The 20,611-nt window shown below is 70.4% G+C and carries 15 protein-coding genes; 9 read left to right on the top strand and 6 right to left on the bottom strand.

Annotated elements, in window-relative coordinates; genetic code table 11:
- Nucleotides 1-12: 12 nt before the first annotated feature.
- The 8 genes from AC08OO_RS07365 (at nucleotide 13) to AC08OO_RS07330 (ending at nucleotide 11,320) form a co-directional block, all read left to right on the top strand.
- Nucleotides 13-2,088, top strand: coding sequence for an HAD-IIIC family phosphatase (locus tag AC08OO_RS07365; protein WP_476609296.1), 2,076 nt, complete (start codon nucleotides 13-15; stop codon nucleotides 2,086-2,088).
- A complete protein-coding gene (locus AC08OO_RS07360) occupies nucleotides 2,088-2,324 on the top strand; it encodes an acyl carrier protein (protein WP_011438317.1) in 237 nt (78 codons plus the stop codon). Before AC08OO_RS07365 ends, AC08OO_RS07360 begins: the two co-directional genes overlap by 1 nt.
- Nucleotides 2,314-3,036 (top strand): serine O-acetyltransferase, encoded by a 723-nt coding sequence (locus tag AC08OO_RS07355; RefSeq protein ID WP_476618354.1) that lies wholly within the window; start codon nucleotides 2,314-2,316, stop codon nucleotides 3,034-3,036. Before AC08OO_RS07360 ends, AC08OO_RS07355 begins: the two co-directional genes overlap by 11 nt.
- 164 nt (nucleotides 3,037-3,200) lie before the next feature.
- On the top strand, nucleotides 3,201-4,229 hold the full coding sequence (locus AC08OO_RS07350) for an NAD-dependent epimerase/dehydratase family protein (RefSeq protein WP_476609298.1): 1,029 nt from the start codon (nucleotides 3,201-3,203) through the stop codon (nucleotides 4,227-4,229).
- Nucleotides 4,226-4,858 (top strand): dTDP-4-dehydrorhamnose 3,5-epimerase family protein, encoded by a 633-nt coding sequence (locus AC08OO_RS07345; RefSeq protein ID WP_476607295.1) that lies wholly within the window; start codon nucleotides 4,226-4,228, stop codon nucleotides 4,856-4,858. Before AC08OO_RS07350 ends, AC08OO_RS07345 begins: the two co-directional genes overlap by 4 nt.
- A 772-nt stretch (nucleotides 4,859-5,630) precedes the next feature.
- Nucleotides 5,631-6,965 (top strand): methyltransferase domain-containing protein, encoded by a 1,335-nt coding sequence (locus AC08OO_RS07340; protein ID WP_476607294.1) that lies wholly within the window; start codon nucleotides 5,631-5,633, stop codon nucleotides 6,963-6,965.
- A 102-nt stretch (nucleotides 6,966-7,067) separates the two neighbouring features.
- Nucleotides 7,068-9,509: a hypothetical protein gene (locus AC08OO_RS07335; RefSeq protein ID WP_476618353.1), complete on the top strand. Its 2,442-nt coding sequence runs from the start codon at nucleotides 7,068-7,070 to the stop codon at nucleotides 9,507-9,509.
- A gap of 236 nt (nucleotides 9,510-9,745) precedes the next feature.
- Nucleotides 9,746-11,320, top strand: a complete 1,575-nt coding sequence (locus AC08OO_RS07330) for a Wzz/FepE/Etk N-terminal domain-containing protein (RefSeq protein ID WP_476609300.1) — start codon at nucleotides 9,746-9,748, stop codon at nucleotides 11,318-11,320.
- A 323-nt stretch (nucleotides 11,321-11,643) separates the two neighbouring features.
- Here AC08OO_RS07330 and AC08OO_RS07325 read toward each other — a convergent pair whose 3' ends face one another.
- From AC08OO_RS07325 to AC08OO_RS07300, 6 genes are all read right to left on the bottom strand, one after another.
- Nucleotides 11,644-12,960: a hypothetical protein gene (locus AC08OO_RS07325; RefSeq protein WP_476618352.1), complete on the bottom strand. Its 1,317-nt coding sequence runs from the start codon at nucleotides 12,958-12,960 to the stop codon at nucleotides 11,644-11,646.
- A 604-nt stretch (nucleotides 12,961-13,564) separates the two neighbouring features.
- Nucleotides 13,565-14,350 (bottom strand): SDR family oxidoreductase, encoded by a 786-nt coding sequence (locus AC08OO_RS07320; RefSeq protein WP_476608031.1) that lies wholly within the window; start codon nucleotides 14,348-14,350, stop codon nucleotides 13,565-13,567.
- Nucleotides 14,347-15,270 (bottom strand): phytanoyl-CoA dioxygenase family protein, encoded by a 924-nt coding sequence (locus tag AC08OO_RS07315; protein WP_023840069.1) that lies wholly within the window; start codon nucleotides 15,268-15,270, stop codon nucleotides 14,347-14,349. The genes AC08OO_RS07320 and AC08OO_RS07315 overlap by 4 nt, the downstream gene beginning before the upstream one ends.
- Nucleotides 15,233-16,015, bottom strand: a complete 783-nt coding sequence (locus tag AC08OO_RS07310) for an IspD/TarI family cytidylyltransferase (protein WP_476608033.1) — start codon at nucleotides 16,013-16,015, stop codon at nucleotides 15,233-15,235. Before AC08OO_RS07310 ends, AC08OO_RS07315 begins: the two co-directional genes overlap by 38 nt.
- A complete protein-coding gene (locus tag AC08OO_RS07305; RefSeq protein ID WP_476609302.1) occupies nucleotides 16,012-17,469 on the bottom strand; it encodes a DUF4910 domain-containing protein in 1,458 nt (485 codons plus the stop codon). Before AC08OO_RS07305 ends, AC08OO_RS07310 begins: the two co-directional genes overlap by 4 nt.
- 20 nt (nucleotides 17,470-17,489) lie before the next feature.
- The gene (locus AC08OO_RS07300) at nucleotides 17,490-18,344 is read right to left on the bottom strand and encodes a sugar phosphate nucleotidyltransferase (RefSeq protein WP_011438304.1); all 855 of its coding nucleotides are present in this window, start codon (nucleotides 18,342-18,344) and stop codon (nucleotides 17,490-17,492) included.
- Nucleotides 18,345-19,161: 817 nt separating this feature from the next.
- Between AC08OO_RS07300 and AC08OO_RS07295 the strand changes: the two genes are divergently transcribed.
- A partial coding sequence (locus AC08OO_RS07295) for a glycoside hydrolase family 26 protein (RefSeq protein ID WP_476618351.1) occupies nucleotides 19,162-20,611 on the top strand: 1,450 nt, incomplete at its 3' end.

The following is a 20,611-nucleotide window of genomic DNA, read 5'->3' as shown; positions in this document are numbered from 1 at the left end:
GGGGCCGCAGCAATGACCGACAGAAGGACCGACAGAAGGGACGTCGGCACGGACGTCGGCGAGGGCGTCGCGTCACCGCCGGAACATCCGCGGATCGCCGAGTTGACCGCGCGTGCCGCCACGAGTGAGATCCCGACCGCGGCGCTGTGCCGTGATCTCGCCGTCGCGCACGAGCGGGTCGGCGACGACGCCGGGGCCGTGCGGTGGGCCCTGGCGCTCACCGACGCCGGCAGCGACCTCGGTGCCTGGTCGGCCGCTGCCGGCGTGCTGCGCCGCGTCCTGCCGCGGGTCGCGCCGCTGCCGAGGTCCGCGCGGGTGGCCGTGCTCGGCAGTTACACGACGTCGCAGTTCGCCGCGCTGTTGCCGCTGGCCGCGGCGCGAGCCGGGGTCGCCGTCGAGGTCTACGAATGCGGCTACGGGCAGTACCGCCAGGAGGTCCTGGACCCCGCGAGTGAGCTCTACCGGTTCCGGCCCGACATCGTCGTGCTCGCGGTGCACGCCGGGGAGACCGCCCTGCCGGCGGTCGCCGACGACCCGGCCGCCGCGGTGGCCACCGAGGTCGGGCGTTGGACGTCGCTGTGGGACACGATCATAAATCGATGCGGGGCCCGGATCGTCCAGCACACCTTCGCCATCCCCGGCGAGGTCGCGCTCGGCCATCTGGCGTTGCGGGTTCCCGGCTCCCGGCCGACGATGCTCGCGCGGGTCAACGCCGAACTCGGTCGGGTGTCCGGCGAGCGGGGCGACGGGGTCGCCTTCGTCGACTGCGAGCGGCTCGCCGCCGACGTGGGCAAGCGTGCCTGGTTCGACGCGCGGTACTGGCACCGGTCCAAGCAGGCGGTGTCGCTCGCGCAGGTGCCGCTGCTGGCCCGGCACACCGCCGCGGTGCTTGGGGCCCAGCTGGGAACGAGCCGGAAGTGCCTGGTCCTCGACCTCGACAACACTCTGTGGGGCGGTGTGCTCGGGGAGGAGGGCCTGGCCGGCATCGCGCTCGGCGATGACGCTGTCGGGGAGGCGTTCGCCGCGTTCCAGACATACGTCGCCGAGTTGAAGGCCCGCGGGGTCGTGCTTGCCGTCTGTTCCAAGAACAACGACGCCGACGCCCGGGAGGCGTTCGAGCGTCATCCGGGGATGCGGCTCGGCCTCGATGACATCGCGGTGTTCAGCGCCTGCTGGGACGACAAGCCGACGCAGATCCGCCGGATCGCCGCCGCGCTCGGCCTCGGCCTCGACGCGCTGGTCTTCGTTGACGACAACCCGGCCGAGCGCGAGGTCGTCCGCCAACTCGTTCCCGGGGTGGACGTCGTGGCGCTGCCCGCCGATCCGCACGGCTACGTCCGGGCGCTGGCGGACTATCCCTTCTTCGAGGCCACCGCCCTCACGGCCGAGGACGCCGCGCGCACCGCCACGTACCGGGCCCGGGCCGAGACGGCTGCCGCCGCCGCGGCGGCGACCTCGCTGGAGGACTTCCACCGCGGGCTGGACATGACCGCTACCGTGGTCCCGCTCGACGGCATGACCCTGCCGCGGGTCGCCCAGTTGGTCGGCAAGACCAACCAGTTCAACCTGACCGGTCGCCGCCGGGGCGCCGCCGAGATCGAGCGGCTGGCTGCCGATCCCGGCACGGCGGTGTTCTGCGTCCGGCTCGCCGACCGGTTCGCCGACCACGGGCTGGTCGCCGTGGTCATCGCGGTGGAGTCGGCGGACGCGCTGGACATCGACACCTGGCTGATGAGCTGCCGGGTGATCGGCCGGACCCTCGAGGACGAGGTGGCCGCGCTTGTTCTCGCCGAGGCCCGCCGCCGCGGCCTCGCCCGCGTGACCGGGCACTACCGGCCGTCGGCGAAGAACGTTCTGGTGGCCGGCCTCTACGAACGGCTCGGTTTCGAGCGGGTCGACCCGGCGCCGGCCACGACCCCGGCGGCGGAGACGACGTACTGGAGCCGTGATGCGCGGTCGCCGTACCTGCCGCCTGGGCTCATCCGGGTCGTCGTGGCCGAGCCGTCCGGCGTCGTGGCCGGGCTGTCTCCCCAGGTGTTCCCCCAGCCGCGGCCACAGGACCGCAAGATGGAAGAGGTGCCTCGCTGATGGTGCAGGAGCGACTACAACAGATCTTCCGGGAGATCTTCAGTGACGACGACCTCGTCATCAGCGACGGAATGACCGCCGCCGATGTACCGGGGTGGGACTCGCTCGCGCATATCAACCTCATCTACGCGGTCGAACGCGAGTTCTCGATCCAGATCGCCGATGAACGGCTCGCGAGTTTCGCCACCGTCGGTGACCTGCGTGAGCACATCGAGGAGCTGAGTGGTGTCCACTGAGATCGAGCGTGTCAACGGCCCCGGCCCCGGTGCCCCTCTCGGGTCCGGCGGGTCCGGCGACTCCGCAGGGAGCGGCGCCGCAGGGAGCGGCGCCGCAGGGAGCGGCGCCGTCCGAGCCGATCAGCCTGCAGCCGCCCCGTCCCCCCGGGTAGCCGGGACGGACGGCGACCAGGACACCCGGGATGCCTCCGACCTCGGGTTGTGGGAGATCCTGCGGGAGGACTGGCGCCGGCACTACAAATCGTTCGCCCACCCGGGGCTGCACGTGCTCGCCGTCTATCGCATCGGGCAGTGGCGGCGCACCCGCAGCCAGCCCGTCCGCGGGATCGTGACCGTCTTCTACAAGGTGGTCAACAAATTGATCATCCGTAACCTGTACGGGGCCGAGCTCGACGAGCAGGCGCGGATCGGCCGCCGGGTCCACATCGGCCATCACCAGACGATCCTCATCCCGCCGCACTGCGTGATCGGGGACGACTGCACCCTGCGGCACAACCTGACCATCGGCTACGCGAGCGGTACGGCGGGCCCGCGGGACGTGCCGAAGGTCGGCAAGCGGGTCGAGCTCGCCCCCGGGGTCAACCTCATCGGGGCGATCAGCATCGGCGACGACGCCAGGATCGGTCCGGGCTCGATCGTGATGACGGACGTGCCGGCGGGCTCGACCGTCTTCGCCGCTCCCGCGCGGGTGATGCGCCCACCGGGGCGTTGAGACCGTCCGGGTGACGCGCCCGCCGGCGCGCTGAGACTGCCTACGCGCCACTGCGGGATGTCGGCGACCGGCTCGTGGGATCGACTCGGTACGGTTTGAGGCCGGAACACTGGTGTCCGATTGGACCCGACCTGTGCCGTTGCCGAGATGGGGAGGACTCGCGGATGAAGGTGCTCGTGACGGGCACGGAGGGGTATCTGGGGTGCCTGCTCGCGCCCGAGCTGCTGCGTGATGGCCATGAGGTCATCGGCGTGGACACCGGCTACTACAAGTACGGCTGGCTGTACCGCGGCGTCGACCGGACCCCGTTGACCCTTGACAAGGACCTTCGCCATCTCACGGTCGAGGACTTCGCGGGGGTCGACGCCGTCGTGCACATGGCGGAGCTGTCCAACGACCCGCTCGGCGCGCTCGCCCCGGACGTGACGTACAAGGTGAACCACGTCGGCTCGGTCCGGCTGGCGAAGCTGGCCAAGCAGGCCGGCGTCGAACGGTTCGTCTACATGTCCTCCTGCAGCGTCTACGGCGTCGCGACCGGTGCGGACGTCACCGAGGCCTCGCCGGTGAACCCGCAGACCCCCTACGCCGAGTGCAAGGTCTACGTGGAGCGTGACGTCGCCCCGCTGGCGGACGACACCTTCTCGCCGACCTTCCTGCGCAACGCCACCGCCTACGGCGCCTCCCCGCGGCAGCGTTTCGACATCGTGCTCAACAACCTGGCCGGGGTGGCCTGGACTACCGGCGAGATCGCGATGACCTCGGACGGCACCCCGTGGCGTCCGCTGGTCCACGGGCTCGATATCGCGAAGGCGATCCGCCTGGTGCTGACCGCACCGCGCGACATCGTGCACAACCAGATCTTCAACGTCGGCGACAGCGAGCAGAACTACCAGGTGAAGGAGATCGCGGACGCGGTCGCCACGGTGTTCACCGGCTGCACGCTGAGCTTCGGTGACAACGGCGGTGACAATCGCAGCTACCGGGTGTCGTTCGACAAGATCGCCTCCACCCTGCCCGGCTTCTCCTGCGACTGGAACGCGCTCAGGGGCGCCCAGCAGCTGCACGACGTCTTCACCCGTATCCAGCTCGACAACGAGACGTTCACCGGCCGCGGGCACACCCGGCTCAAGCAGCTTCAGTACCTGATCCGCACCAGCCAGCTCGACGCCGACCTGTTCTGGGCCCACTCGTGATCATTACGCCGACGCCGATCGCCGGGGTGATGATCGTCGATGTCGAGCCGTTCTCCGATGCCCGCGGCATGTTCGCGCGCACGTTCTGTGCCGACGAGTTCGCCGCCGCGGGGCTCACGGTCGACGTCGCCCAGTGCAGCGTGGCCTACAACGCCTCCGCGGGCACCGTCCGCGGGATGCACTGGGCGGGGGAGCCGGTGCGGGAGACCAAGCTGGTGCGCTGCACCCGCGGCGCCCTGCTCGACGTCGTCGTCGATCCCCGCCCGGACTCGCCGACCTACCTGCGGCACGTGGCGGTGAAGCTCTCGGCCGACAACCATCGGGCGCTGTTCATCGACGCGGGCCTGGCGCACGGGTACCAGACGCTCGTCGAGTCCACCGAGGCGACCTATCAGATGAACGTCCCGTTCACGCCGGGACACGACCGTGGGCTGCGCTTCGACGACCCGCGGCTGGGTATCGTCTGGCCGCTGCCCGTCTCGGTGATCTCCGACAAGGACCGTGCCTGGCCGCTGCTGGCCGGCGATGGTCCGGCCGGAGGCCCGGCCGGCGACGCCGCGCCACCCGGCCCTCCCGGCATCCAACGTGATGTAGCTCACGCATCCGGCGGGGTTGGCGCGACGGCCTGAATCCGTCGTCCCCGGTTCGGTCGACCGCCGGGCCCCCGCTCCACCAGTGAAAATCAATGCTGGCAGGGAAAAGTGAGCGGGGTGTGGGGTGTTGCCCACGAACGGGGGCAGGTGCTGGAAGGCATCCCACGTCTTGCCAGCTGGACAACCAGGCGCGGACGTGAGGGTTAGATTACCGGGTTTTCCCCCGACCGGCTGAACGAGGCCGTCGGTCGACAGTCGGTCGACCGACGGCCGACAGCGCCTGCAACGCCGCGGATACCCGCCGGGCGGGACGGCTGGCGGGGCCGGCTCGGCGGCGTCGGGGGGTGGTGCCACGGCTTCCTCTCGGCGACTGTGGGTCACGTGGGGGGTGGTGCCCACCGGCTAGCATGACCCGGCGTGCGCAGAACCCATGACCGCCGATCTTCGCCGGAAAATCATCGGGCTGCCGTCAGGGGTGCCGGCGGTGGCATCTCGCCGACGGAAACGAGCGCTCGTCCGGCGGTCGCCGCTGCGGCGGTGGGTGGCGGGTGTCCGGCCGATGACCGGTGCCCGCATGCCCGGGGCCTGCGCTCTCCTTCCTGCCTTCGCCGGCGATCGCCCGGCGGCGTGGCGGGCCCGTCCCGGCTTCACGAAGATCATGTCGTTCGCGGGACCGTCACATCCTTCTGGTCGGATGTGCGGTCATCATGTCGTTCGGCCTCTCGTTCGGCCTCGCGGCCGACTGGCACAGCCATTCCCGTCCACCAGATCGTGAAGATCGATGTCGACACCTCACCTAGGGGAACGCATGTCATCCGCAACCCCGGCCCAGCGCGGTAGTGGCACCGCCGAGGCCGACGCGACCCAGAAGCAGGCGACCCAGAAGCAGGATGCTCCCGGCGGCATCGCCACGGCGGTAATCGCCTGCCGGTCCTGCGGCGGACCGGCCCCGCGCCTGTTCCTCTCCCTGGGGTCCACCCCCATCGCCAACCGCCTGGTGCGCGCCGACGCCCTCGACGCGACCGATCCGTCGTTCCCGCTTGAGGTCGGCTTCTGCGAGGCCTGCGCACTCGTCCAGCTCACCCACGAGCTGCCGGCGTCCGAGATCTTCGACGAGGACTATCCCTACTTCTCCTCGTTCTCCGACATGCTCGTCCGCCACGCGGAGAAGCACGTGATCGACCTGATCGCGAGCCGCAACCTCGGGCCGGACAGCCTGGTGGTCGAGGTCGCCAGCAACGACGGCTACCTGCTGAAGGCGTTCGTCGAGCGGGGCATCCCGGTCCTCGGGATCGAGCCGACCCCGGGCCCGGCCGCGGCCGCCCGGGAGGCGGGCGTGCCGACCCGCGAGGAGTTCTTCGGCGCGGAGCTCGCCCGCCAGCTCGTCGCGGAGGGTCGCAAGGCCGATGTGATCATAGCGAACAACGTGATGGCCCACGTCCCGGACCTCAACAGCTTCGTCGAGGGCTTCTCGATCCTGCTCGCCGACGGCGGCCTCGTCGACGTCGAGAACCCCGGGGTCGGCGCGTTGCTGGCCCACACCGAGTTCGACACGGTCTACCACGAGCACTTCTGCTACTTCTCCACGATCGCGGTCGACGCCCTGATGCGCCGGCACGGCCTCGCGCTCGTCGGCGTCCAGGAGTTCCCCGAGCTGCACGGCGGCACCCTGCGGTGGAGCATGCAGCACACCGCCACCGCGGACCCGGCCGAGTCGGTGGCGGCGGTGCTCGACGCCGAGCGGGCTGCCGGGCTCGACACGTTCGACCGGTACGCCAGCTTCGGCGACGACGTCCGCGCCGTGCAGGACGAGCTGGTGGCGTTGCTGCGCTCGCTGCGCGCCGACGGTAGGACCATCGCCGCCTACGGCGCGGCGGCCAAGGGAGCGACCCTGCTGAACTCCAGCGGCATCGGTACCGACCTGCTCGATTTCGTCGTCGACCGCAACATCCACAAGCAGGGCCGGTACCTGCCCGGCGCCCGGTTGCCGATCCTCGATCCTGCCGTCCTGCTGGAGCGGCAGCCCGACTACCTGCTGCTGCTGGCGTGGAACGTGAAGAAGGAGATCATCGCCCAGCAGACCGAGTACGCCGCGCGCGGTGGCTCCTTCATCGTGCCGGTTCCCCGGCCCGTAGTGCTGTAGGCAACCCATCGTGGTCTCAGGCCGTCGTTATTTCCGTCCGTGGTTGTGCGGACCCTGCTCGCTGGGCCGGCTGAGCCGGTCGGGCTGGTCGAGAGAGCGGGTATGACGGACATCGACGTGGACCTGAGAGCCTCGGGTGGGGAGGACGACTCCCCACCAGAGGGTTCCCCTGACGAGACCCGGTACGTGCCACGATCCCAGCGTCCCGCGCGGGCGACCGGGCAGCGTCCCGGAGAGCGGACCGAACGTCTCGGCGAAGGGTTCGAACGCCGTGGCGGCCGCCGACCCGGCGAGGTTTTCGAGGTGTCCACGGGGCCGATCCGCCCGCAGCCCGCTCCGGCGCCGGCGCCGCGGCCGGAATCCGGGGCGGGCGAGCAGACCATCAAGGTCTCTGGACTGCCGTTGATCCGCCGCCCGCCCCCGGGCACCGTGTGGACCGGCCTGGTGCGGCCCCACGGCGATCCGTCGGAGCAACGGCCCACCGCTTCCCCGGGCGAGATCTCCGTGAGCCGGGTGCCAACGGCCGGGAAGGCGGGAGACGGGAAGGCGGGAGAACCGTCGGGCGAGGCCGGGGGAAGACCGCCAGTCGACCCGGTCCGCCCCGCGGGGCCGGTGCCCGGGCCGTCCGGGCCCGCGATCCAGCCGCCCGACGTCGTCACCGCCACGATGGACCTGAGCGCGCTGCAACGCCGGCTGCGGGCGGAGAAGACCGAGCTCCTCCGGCGGGTCGAGGGGCAGACTCCCCGGCATCGCCGCTCGGACCGGCGGGCGCGTCGAACCGACGAGACCGATCCGGAGAGCACACAGATCTTTCCGCGGCCGCCCCCCGCCGGGCGTGGCGGCCGATTTCCCGGGGCGGGCACCGCGCGGTCCCGCGGTCGACGAAGGCCCGCCGCGACGGGCGGCGGCGAGCGGGCCGCCGCGGCCGCGTCCTTCGGGCCGGGGCCCGGTAACGGGGCCGACGGCCTGGTGGACGATCTGACCGGCGACGAGGGTCCGGGCCGCGAGGGTCCGGGCCGCGAGGGTCCGGGCCGCGAGGGTCCGGGCCGCGAGGGTTCCGGCGGCCGTGGCGGAGCCAGGTCGAAGGCGATCTGGACGCTGGCGGACCAGGCCGTCTCCAGTGCGACGAACGCCGCGGTCTCGTTCCTGATCGCCCATCAGGTCAGCGACGTCGAGTACGGCGCGTTCGGTATTGCGTACACGTTGTTCTCCATCGTCATCGGCCTGGTCCGCGCCGGAAGCTGCATGCCGCTGAGCATGTTCTACTCGGGTGCCACTCGGAGCGACTTCCGGGCGGCGGCCACCGCCACCACCGGCTCGTCGTTCGTCTTCGGTGTGGCCGTGGGAATCGCGTTCGTCGGCCCGGGTCTGCTCCTCGGCGGCCCGGTCGGGTCGTCGTTGTCGGCGATGGGCCTTGTGCTGCCCGGCCTGCTGCTGCAGGATGCGTGGCGCTATGTCTTCTTCGCGATGGGGAAGCCCTTCGGCGCCTTCGTCAACGACACCGTCTGGGCGGTCGTCCAGATTTTCGGGATCTTCCTGCTCATCCACCGCGGTGTGACCGCATCCCCGCCGCTGCTGCTCGCCTGGGGGGCCTCGGCTCTCGTCGCGGCCCTGCTGGGGATAGCCCAGGCCGGCTTCTGGCCGTCGCCCGGCGAGACCCTTCGATGGCTCCGCAGGAACAAGTCGAACTCCGCCTACCTGGCGGCGGAGTTCATCACCGTCCAGGGCGCGATGCAGACCTCGCTGCTGGTGATCGGAGCGGTGGGTTCGCTGGCGACGGTGGGCGCCCTGCAAGGTGCGCGCACGCTGCTCGGCCCGACCACGGTGGTCGGGGTGGGGGTCGTGAGCTTCGCGTTGCCGGAGTTCTCCAAGCGGACCTCCATGACCCGCCACGCCCGGGAGCGCGCCGCCTACGCTCTCTCGGCCCTCGTCCTCGCCATCGGCACGGCGTGGAGCCTGATCTTCTACCTCCTTCCGGAACGTTACGGCCAGGCGTTGTTGGGCGACTCGTGGGACGGCGTCAGGAACATCCTGGGGCTGTCGATTCTGCACTATCTGGCCGCGTCGGTCCCGGTCGGACCGGCCTGCATGGTCTACGCGCTCGGAAAAGCCAAGATCACATTTCGGGTCAATGCGGTCTTTGCGCCGATGTTGTTTGGTTTTCCTATCATTGGGTTGCTTGTCGGGGGGGCGCGGGGTGCGGTCGTCGGCTATAACATTGCTTTCTGGTCCATTGCGCCGGTGTGGTTTGTGCTGCTCCGTCGACTCGCTCGGGAGCACGACGCGGAGCAGGCCGCGCTGCGGGCGGCGCGGGGCGGCTCCGGGCCTGACCCCGCCCCGGCGGGGCCGGGAGGACGAGAGCTGCCGCGCCCGCGCCGGGCCGGGATGAGCGACGCACGTCGGTCGAGACGGTCGAACGCTGGCGAATCTGACCACCGAATGGATCCCGTGGATGATGTCGAGGGTATGGATGTCGCTCCGGAGCATGGCCCTCGCCGGCCTGGTCGCGGAACCGGATCGCGGCGTGGTAGGCGGGGCACCTGAGCATCCGCGCGGCGTCAGGCATAGCTATAGACCGTTTACTATCCGCTATCGGCTATGCTCACAAATCGGTTCCGTCAGATCTAGACCGTGGTCCGGCAAACGGGCCGGATGCTCCTGTGGGGGGCCACATTGAGTTCGCTTCATGTCCCGCTGGAGGAGTCGTTGCGTCGTCTCACCGGCACTCCGATCCGGGTACGGGCCCGGTCCGCTCGTTCTGAGTCCGTGGCGGGTGCGTCATGAGTCGCAACGTGCAGGCGGGCAACGAGACCAGCCGGGCTCCCTCCGCCCCGTCCCTGCTTCGTATCCTCCAGCCACGGCTGCTGGTTGTCGCCATCGTCGTGGTCGTCTTCGCGGCTCTGGCGGCCGCCTACTCCAAGACGCAGACGGCGACCTACCGGTCGAGTGCCCGGGTCTTCCTCTCGACGGACTCGGGTACACTCGGCGCCAACTCGGTCGACGCGACCCGCTTCGTGCAGACCCAGGCGCAGTTCGCCCAGTCCTCGGCGGCCGTCGCGGAGATCGCGAAGGAACTCAAGCTGCCCGAGCTGGACGTCGCCGCCCGGCTCAGTACCTCGCCGTCCGACGAGGGCTACTTCTTCGTCATCAAGGGGACGGGCCCGAGCCAGCAGGCGGCGGACGCGCTGGTCAAGTCGGCCGAGGATGCCTACAGCAAGCTCTTGACGACCTATGGCCCCAACAGCCAGGCGAATATCAGCGCCATGATCAAACTGCGTGACGGGCTGGTGGCGGAGCAGGCCGCTGCGGGCCAGGGAGCCGGTATTGCCGGGAGCGTCGACAACACCGTCCGCAACACGCAGATCGCGAACCTCAACACGCAGATCGCCACCGCCCGTACCGCCTCCGCGCTGGCGAGCGCGTCGATCAAACTAGCCGAGCCACCCGTCGCCGAAGGCCAGAGCGGGCCGAACCTGTTCCGTAACACGCTGGTCGCTGCGATCGTCGGGTTGCTCGGTTCGATCGCGGCGATTTGGGTCATGTATCAGCGCCGGCCCACCATCCTCGACCCGCACAACCCATCCGACACCCTGGGCGTGCCGCTGATCGCCGTCCTGGAGCCGGGACGGACCACCGCCAGCGCGGCCGAGACCCTGGTCTCGGCGATGTCCGCGGTGATGTCCCCGACAAGCAAGGTGATCGCGTTCACCCCGGCGTCGCGAGGGGACCTGACCGCCGATCTCGTCGCCTCCGTGGCCGCCGCCTGGTCCGATGATCAGGGCGTCGTCCTGATCCTGGACACCTCGCCGTCGTCCGAGGTGCGGGGAGTTCTTGAGGGACTGCCCCGGGCGACCTCCGGGGAGCTGCCTCGCTGGGCGCACGAGCCGACCTGCCTGGCACGCTCGTCCGGCACCGGGCGGGGGCACATCCTCTACAACCGCGTGTCGCCGGCCCGGGCCGCCCGGCCCGGTGGCCTCGCCCCGATCCTCGCCGACCGGGCGCCGGTCGTCGACCTCGTTATCCTCGTCACCTCGGCGCTGGCCGAGCTGCCGATGACCGCGGCCTCCGCCATCCAGGCCGACGCCGTCGTGGTCATCACCTCCACCGAAACCAGCCTCAAGGAGCTTGAGCAGGTGCCGCGGGACTGGCCGGCGCTCGCCGAGCGAGTCGTGGGCGTCGTGCACGACGGCCGGACCGGCATCCGCCGGGCCGTCGCGGCGGCCCCGGAGCGTCGTTCGTCGGTCGACACCATCACCTCCAACTCTCCGGTGGGGGACTCGGCCGCGGTGAGCAAGCGGGGCGGCGGCGTGGACTCGGAGGCCACCGACCGCTACGCCCGCCCCGGCAAGCGTTAGAGAGCCCGTAGCCGCGAGGGTCCGGAACCCCCGCCGAGGTTCCGGATTCCAGGCGTCGCAACGCCGGTATGACGAGCCGGGCGGTCAGCGTAATCTGACCGCCCGGCTCCTTCGTTGTACCGGCTTCTTGTCGCGGCTTCTTGTCGTATCTCCGGTCCCTGGGTCTGGTCCCGGCGCCCGGTCCCAGTTCCGGCCATCGCGATGGCCGGAACTGCCAAGATGAGGCGAGAGGCGAGAGGAGCACGGGCAGGGATGGCGGTATGTGCGGATGGCGCCATCCGTGCGCTGTGGTGCGTGCGGTCGCGCGCCTGCTGCGCGCTGGGTCAGATCGAGGCGAAGGACCGGCCCGGTGCGGGAGCCGGTGGGATCCGCGGTGACGACGCTCCCGGATCCCTCTGGAGCCTGACGGTCTCCTCGGGGGTAACCGTGAACCAGGTGACGAGCAGGAGGCCGAGCCCGGTGACAACCGGGGCCAGCAGGCCTCCGGACAGCACGCTATAGAAGATCAACACCGACCCGGAGAGTACGAACGACTGCGAGCCGCGTACGAACATCGCCACCACCAGACCGATGAACGCGGTGGTCCCGACGACGCCGTACTCGAGGATCAGTTTGGGCAGGAGGGCGTAGTTCAGCGGCAGTCCGGTGCGGTAGAAGAACGCGGCCGCGTCCCGGTCGGCGAACCCGGGCCCCGAGCCGAACGCCACCGTCATCGGGTCGCTGCCGAGCGCGTCCCAGGTCCGCTGGTACGGCTGGACGAAGCGCAGGCTGCCGCTGGAGGTCGATGAGGATGTCTCCGTAGCACGCGCGGCGAAGATGCTCGACGCCGGGGTGAAGCTGATGATCAGTGCCACGAGGCTCACTCCGAGCAGGGCGGTGAGCGCGAATCGGGCGCCCTTGTGAACGGCCAGCAGGACGCCTGCGCAGGCCAGCAGGAGCAGACCTGTGCCGGAAACGGTGCTCAGGATGGCCAGCACAAACATGATCATGCGCCACCAGCCGCCGTTGCGCAGTGTGCAGACCACGATACCGAAGCCGAGGAACTGCGAGCAGAATGACGCCTCGAGGCAGATGAAGGCGTTCGACTTGTACAACGACGAGCCGTACTGCACGGGGTAGGACGTGTTGAACCCATGCATCAGGAACTGCGACGGCACGATGTCCTTGACGACGTCGGTGTACGGAACGCCGACGAGCTGAATGGCGAACTGGAACAGCGCGAGACCGGCGAGTACCGTGATCATGATCAGAAAGCGGTCCAGCAGTCGGGGCAGGAGAGCGCGGGCGTCCGCGCCGCGCAGGCCGAGGACGAACGGCACGTACGTCGCCAGCAGCAGCAGCAATGAGGTGAAGGACGTGTCGTCCTTCTCACGGAGGAAGCAGACGAGTGCCGAGGCCGAACACGCCGTCATCGCGACGAGGTAGGTGGTCACCCGGCTGGAGTTGTACGTCAGACCTCCGCGGCGCAGCATCAAGGCCGCGCAGACATAGGTGATCGGCAGGATTACCTGGACCTGTGAACCGCCCACCGGGAAAGCGATCCGTTGCAGAAAGATCTCGCAGAAGAGCAGGATCGTCAGCATCCGGAAGGTGGCGTCGTTGACCGACTTTCCGCTGCCGGCCTCCTGGGTCGGGATCACCCACGACCGTGGAATCCTGGTCGTGAGCGTGGTGGTGACCACTGGTTCCCGTCCCCCCCGTTCCTGGTCAGTGGGCTCCCGGGCGCCGCGTCCGGCGACGGGGGTCCGGCGATGGAAGCCCATCCGCACGTCGGCATCCGCACGTCGGCTGGTCGGCTAGCTGGCGCTACGGGCGGACGGCGTGGGCGATTCAGTCTATCCGGGGCCCTCGTGCCGTCTCGCAAGGTGGTCTCCGTGCCGTTTCCGGAGCTCATGGTTGCGTCTCCGTCACGTCTTGCAGCCAGCTGGTGGGGGCTCTTCGAACCCGGCACGGGCGATGAATAATAGCGGTCGTCAGGCTTGACAGCCGTCGGTTCGTATCCGTGCAGATCTGGATTCCGGCGCGGGGCGGGGCGGACACATGCCCTCGGCCACCCGGGACCCGGACGCTACACCGCTGACCTGCTCCGCCGCGGCCGCGGAGGCCGGTTCGTCCTGGTCCTGGATCTTGATCTCGGATCTTGGTCCCGAGTCCGGGACCGCGCCGTCGGCGGACTTCTGGGCCTCGGGGCCCGTGGGCTCTGGCGCGCCCACGGGCCCCGAGTCGTTGCGCAGCGTGAGCGCGTCAGTAGCTCTTCTTCGCCGGCCGCAGGTGTAGCTCGGTGATCTCCGCGGTGGGTGGGAGCCGGATCAGGTAATTGACGAGATCGGCCACGTCGGCCGCTTGGACGAGCAGCTCGGGTGCGTACTCACGGCCTTCCCGGGCGTAGATCGCCTCCTGCCTCGGGGTCGCCGTACGGCCGAGATGGATGGTGGTCACCCGGATGCCGTCGGCGTTGATCTCCTGGCGCAGGCTGTCGGCGAACCCCCGCATGGCGTGCTGGGTGGCGGCGAACACGCTGGTGCCCGCGCCGGCCCGGATGCCCTGGGTGGAGTTGACGATGACGATGTCGGCGCCGCGGTCGGCCCCGGCGACCCGCAGCGCCGGCAGCAGCCGCTGGGTGAGTGCGTATGGTGCCCGGACGTTCGCGAGGTACTGGGTGTCGAGATCGGCCAGCGACACGGCGTCCACCCGGGCGCTTCCGTAGGCGCCGGCGCTGTGCACCAGATGATCGACGCGGCTGTAGCGGTCCGTGACCTCGGCGGTGAACGTGACGACGGCCGCGTCATCGGTCAGATCGAGGCGCACCGGCGTCAGGGTGCCCGGACCGCTCGCCTCCTTGCCGAGGGCGTCGAGCCGGGTCTGGTCGCGCCCGAGCGCGAGGACGGTGGCTCCGCCCGAGGCCAGCCGCAGCGCGGTGGCCCGGCCGATGCCGCTCGACGCACCGGTCACCACGGCGACCCGCCCGGCGAGCGGAACCTCGTCCGCCGCCGGGTCGCCCGCGCCGGATCCGTTCGGGGCCGCCGTCATGCGTTCTGGTGGGAGAACACCAGCATCGCGTCCTCCCGCGGCGGCGCGGTGTCGTAGGTCAGGCAGATGTCCTCGGGAATCCGGCTCAGGTCGGTGCCACGCAGGTAGTCCCGCATGGTCGTGCCGGTGCACTCCGCGTCGACGTTCGGCGCTCCGACGTGGTTGACCACGTCGTCGAAGTGGACGGTGCGGAAGTCCATGCTGAACCGGGTGCGGCCGGAGTTGTTCGGCACCGAGGAGTGCAGCTGGGCCGCCGAGAAGATCATTATTCCGCCGGAGGGGGCGACCACCCGGGTCTGCGGAAAGATCTCCACCTCCTCCTCGGGCTTGGGCTGCTTACGGGTGTCGGACTTGATGTGCTTCGCGGCGTCGGCCCGGTTCTTCGCGTTCCACTCGTAGTAGTCGTAGTCGCGGGAACCGTTCTTCACGCCCTGGGAGAAGTAGCGCGGGTGGAAGGCCATGGCGTTCTCCGGCACGATGTCGAAGATCGGCATCCACCAGTTGAGCTGGCAGAACGGTGCCGAGTACCAGGTGTCGCGGTGCGGGTGGAAGGCGTAGGCGATGCCCGAGGTGAGGTAGTCGTCCGACGTCGAGGTCCGCAGCCGGGGCACGTCGAAGTAGGTCTTCGACAGGTCGCAGCCGTGCTCGGCGAGAATCGCCGGCAACAGTTCCTTGCAGGTGGGGTGGTGGATGAACCGTGGCTTCAGCTCGGCGAGCAGGGCCGCGTAGTCCTCGACCGGCATGTGGTACTGCGCCGTCTCGGGGTCGAGATCGCCGAAGGCCTCGCGGATCAGGGTGCGGCTGAACTCGACGAACTCCCGCGTCGCGGGCCTGGGCGCGTAGACGAACAGCTCGCCGGCGTAGAGCCTCGCCCGCCGCTCGTCATCGGACAACGTGGATTCGACCAGTACCGAACTCATCAGGTTCCCCCTCGGAACGAACATGGGTGAGAAGCAGCCGGGCCATGGCGAGTTCGTCCGGCGTGGTGACATGGATGTTCGCCGGCTCGCCGGGGACGACCACGACCAGGCCGCCGGCCGCGGCGACCATCGCCGAGTCCTCGACGGCCTCGCGGGCCTCCGCGTGCACGGAGCGCAGCAGGTCCGCCCGGAAGGCGTGCGGGGTCTGCACGAGCCGGTGGGTCTCCCGCGGCAGCGAGGCCCCGGTGACCAACCGGGGGGTGTCGTCGGGGGGGCTGCCGAGCACCGTCGAGCGGATCTCCTTGACGACCTCGGTGAGCGGGAGCCCGGGTACGGCCGCGTCGGCGCCGGCGCGGACCTCGTCGATGACCCGCTGGTACAGGGCGGGAGTCGCGAGTGGATGGGCGGCGTCGGTGACCACGATGACCCCGGCGTCCGCGGGCACGGCCGCCAGCCCCGCCCGGACGGACTCGGCCCGGGTGGCGCCGCCAGCGACCATCCGCACTCCGTCCGGCGGTGACCAGTGGCCGATCAGGGCGGCGGGGACGACCACGACGATGCCGTCACTGGCGGGCCGCGCAGCCGCGACCGGATGGGCGAGCAGGGGCTCACCCCCGAGGTCGAAGAACTGTTTCGGCCCGCCGAAACGCGTGCCGCCGCCGCCGGCCAGCACGATCGTCCAGACCGGGCCGCTGTTCCCGGTGCTCCCCGCACCGTTGGCGACGGCGACAGCGGTGTCGGTCACCGCCGGGCTCCCGCGGGCGCGGCGCTGGTGACGTCGCTGCTGGTGACGTCGCTGAGTAGATCGACGCCCGCCAGGGCATCGGCCGCCGCCGCGACGGTGTCGAACGGCAGGTCCGCGCGGTCGGCGATGTCGAGCAGGCTGCGCGTGCCGTCGGCCAGGTTCAGCACCCACAGCAGGCCCATCTCGATCGCCTGGCGGTTCATGGTGGCCCCGATGGCGCGGTACAGGCCCCGCCGGCCGAGCTGCGGCTCCCCGTACGGGGTGGTGTTGCGCCAGATGCGGTCGCGCTCGCAGATGTCGATCGTCCGCAGCAGGATCGCGAACGAGTCGGCCAGTGACTGCGGGGTCACGAAGTCGAGGTCGTCCGCGGACGTGTGGTACTGCGGATAGTCGCCGTGCTGGCCGCGCCCGAACCGGCCGACGGGCAGGTCGAAGCCAGGGGAGCAGAACTGCCGTTCGTCGTAGCCGTAGGGGGAGAAGTCGACGACCCGGTGCGGCCGCCCGGTCTCGGCGAGCGCCGCCGCCGCGGCCCGGTCGACGGCGGCGTTACCCCGCCGGCTGCGCTTGTAGGTCGGGTCCGACCGGTCGCCCAGGCCGGTCAGCACCAGCCCGTGCCGAATGCGCCCGACGGTGTCGCGGTTGCGCGCGAGCCAGGTGATCGATCCGATCGTGCCGGGGATGAACAGCAGCCGGAAGGTGTGCCGGCGGGGCAGCCCGGCCAGGGTGCGGGCCAGCAGGGTGGCCGTGGCGATGCCCGAGCAGTTGTCGTTCGCCATCGCCGGGTGGCAGGTGTGGGTCGTGATGAGGAACTCGTCGTCCGTGGTCCCGGGCAGCACGATCTCGCCGTAGGTCAGCGACCCCGCGGTGAGGGTGGTGTCGATCTCCACGTCGTACTCGCCGTCGGGCAGCGCGGCGAGCTGCCGGTCGGTCAGGCAGAAGCCCCAGTTCTCGGTGTAGTAGGAGGTCCGGTAGGGCACCCAGTCCGGGCGGTCCGGCATCGAGAACAGGTGCGGGCGCAGCTCGTCGAGGGACAGCCGGGCGCGGACCGGTGTGCTGTACCCCAGCAGGTGCAGCGGGTTGTCAGCGGCGTCGACGACGGTCTTGCCGTCCGGGCCGGTCAACCGGGCCGAGGTGACGTTCCATTCCCGGGGCACGGTCCAGTCCAGGACCGGTGTCCCGCTGGGGACCTCGTGCACCGTGAGCGCGGGCTCCGGGCCGAGCGCCCGCGCGACGGTGGCGAGCGTCGTGCGGACACCGTCCCCGGTGATGCTGCGCATGGCGGGCAGCAGGGTGGCGACCAGGTCGTGCAGCCACGTACCCGGGTCGGCGCCTGCCGTCGCCGCGTACTCGCCGGCGCCGGCGGGCTCGGAACCGTTCGGGGGGGAAGCGTTCAGGGGGGAAGCGTTCGGCTCGGGACCGCCGGAGCCGCGGGAGCCGCGGGAGGAATCGCTCATCGCTGGACCCGTCCGGAACCTCAGCCGGCCCAGACACGCCAGGGCGCGGCACCGGAATCCCAGAGCTGGTTCAGCTCGGTCCAGTCGCGGAACGTGTCCATACCCATCCAGAACCCGTCGTGAGTGTGCAGGGTCAGCTCGCTGTCCCGGGCCAGCTGCTGCAGCGGGTGACGCTCCAGCAGCAGCGCCGGGTCGTCGTCGAGGTACTTGTCGATGAACTCGCGCTCGAAGACGAAGTATCCCCCGCTCACCCAGCCGGTCTGCGGCGGCTTCTCGGCGAAGAGGGTGACGGCGTTGCCGTCCGTGGTCAGCTCGCCGTAGCGACTCGACGGCCGGACGCCGGTGACCGTCCCGATCCGCCCCGACGCCAGGTGGTCGGCGAGCACCGCGCCGACATCGACGGCACCCACGCCGTCGCCGTAGGTCAGCATGAACCGCGGGCCGGTCAGGTACTGGGCGACCCGGCGCAGCCGGGCTCCGGTTCCGGTGAGTAGGCCCGTCTCGGCGAAGGTCACCTCCCACGCCTCGTCGCCCACGGTGTTGTGGAACTGGGGGGTGTGGTCGTCGGAGAGCGTGAGGGTGAAGTCGGCGACCTGCGCACGGTAGGCGAGGAAGTAGTTTTTGATCAGATCGCTCTTGTAGCCGAGGCAGAGCACGAACTTACGGAAGCCATAGTGCTCGTAGGTCTTCATGATGTGCCACAGCACCGGCTTGCCGCCGATGTCCACCAGCGGCTTGGGTAGTTTCTCGCTGGCTTCCCGCAGCCGGGTTCCCATCCCGCCGCACAGGATCACGACGGGGATGTCCGCCACGTCGGGAATCTCGCTGGTCTGGGCGATCTCGATGCTCAAGGCTGTTGCGTCTCCCGTGCTCATGCCCCGGTCCGGACGCACTCGGGGCGGATGGGCGTCAATGGCCTGGTCGTTGCGGGACCGCGACGCGCTCCGGGTGATCCGGGGCAGCCGTCCCGCGGGCCGGCTGGTCGTGACCGGTGGGGGCAGCCACCGGGCGGTCCGGCTGCGCGGGCGGCGCGTTCCCACGCGGGTGAGGACGTCGCTGCTCGCCCGCGAACGTGCGTGCGGGCGTGACCCGTGGCAACGGTACCGTATGGTCCTCTGCCGGCTGGTGGTGTCCCTACGAACCCGCGTATGCGGCATAGACCCCACAGCCCCGTGGGCCTCCCAGGCGTCTGACCCCCCTGACCCCCCTGACCCCGTGACTCCGGGGCCGGATGACGGTTTCGGTGGGTCGGGTGCGCGTGTCGAACGATTCTCTCGGAGTGGGAGGGTTGGTCTACGGATGGCTGATCGTTGCACTGCGTGATAAGCCGAGGCCGCCGAAGGGGCACTTCGTCGGTGGTTGTTACTGTTCAGCGATCACTCGCGGATTACCGAACGAGCCTCGGCTCAGGTGTCGACGGTGATGGCGGACCTCGTTGCGAGCCACTGGATCGGGGAGAGTGTCGCGCTTGGTCGCACTTTTGCACTACATGAGTAAAAATGACTTTATAGATAGAAATGTACGACTGGGGTGATGCGGGTGCGCGGGCGCTCCTGGTCGGATGACCCTCCGGCCGCTGGCCGCTGGCCGGTGGCCGGATCGCCATCCTCGGACCAGGACGGCACGGTGTATCACTCCGAGGCGGACCCGCCCCGTTCGGCCGATCGGCGGCCCGCCGGTGGAGGCGCCGGCATGCCGACCCCGTCCCGGGGCGAGTGGCCGGACGCCCGGCTGCTCCCGCTGCGCCGTCGCCGAAGCGACACGACGCCGCGGAGCCTCCGTTCCCCTAGCGAGGGTTCTCCCACCGAGCTGGTCCACATCCGCCGCGACGGCGCTCCTCGCGACGCGGATGGCGGCCCGGTCACAGCCCCCGGCGGGGACCGGCCGGACCCGGTGCAGGCACGTCCGGACGGCGCCACCACGACCGTGTTCCATTGGCACGGGCGGCAGGCCCCGGCCGGGAAGAGGCTGGACACGCCGGACACGAACGTTCTGGCCCGGGACGTCTTGGCCCGGGAGGTCTTGGCCCGGGACGTGCCGGTCTGGGACGGGCCGGTGCCGGACGGGCGTGTTCGGGCGGACGGCGGCGGTGAGCCTGGCCCGGGTCGTCTGTCTCGCGTCGCCGGTTGGATCGCTGCGCGCCCGGGGGGCCGAGCCGGCCGAATCCCGCGTCTCCCGCTTGTCGTGGTCTCGATCGCGGTCGTGACCGCCCTGACCGCCTGGGTTCTGGTGTCCTCCGGAGGACACCCCACGGACACGGTGGCCGGCGGCCCGACGCCCGCCCCGCAGTCGCAGCCCCCGCCGCAGTCGCCGCCCGCGCGGTCGCCGAGCTCCGGCCCCTCGCCCGCACCGGGGGTCCAGCCGCCGGTCACCGTGCCCCGGGTGCAGCGGGCCGCCACGACCGGTGAGTTTCCCACGGGGGTCGCCGCGCACACGTTGGCGCAGGCGAACCGCTGGGCGGAATTCCGTGGCCGGCCCAACGACGTCGTCGTCATGTACACCGAGCGGTCCAGCTGGCGGGCGATCGTCGAGCCCTGGATCGGTCGCGGCGCCTCGACCTTCGCCGGGTTCTCCGGCACATGGGTCATCAGCCAGCCGCTCTTTCCGGACGAGGGGCCGGAGAAGGGCAACCTCGCCGACTGCGCGGCCGGCCGCTACGACGCCGAGTGGCGGCAGTTCGGCCGCTGGCTGGTGAGCATGGAGCGGGGCGACTCGTTCGTCCGGCTGGGCTGGGAGTTCAACGGGCTGTGGTTCGCGTGGGCGGCCACGGACCCGCAGCAGTGGGTGCAATGCTTCCGTAACGCCTCGTCGGCGATCAAGGCTACCAGTCCGCGGGTCCGCATCGACTGGAACCTCAACGCCCACGGCTCGACCACGTCGGTCGGCGCCTTCGATCTCTACCCGGGTGACCAGTACGTCGACGTTATCGGGGTCGACAGCTACGACCAGTACCCGCCGAGCCCGACCTACGCTGACTTCGACAACCAGTGCAACGAGACCGGCGGTCTCTGTCAGGTGATCATCTTTGCGCGGATCCATCACAAGCTGTTCTCGGTGCCGGAGTGGGGCGTGGTCAGCCAGCAGGGCACCAAGGCGGGTCGGGTCGGGGCCGCGGGTGGGGACAACCCCGTCTATATAGAGA

This window comes from Frankia sp. CeCAU1, assembly GCF_977971845.1.
Note: the sequence above shows the minus strand (reverse complement) of the source record. Positions and strands in the feature narration are given on the sequence as shown.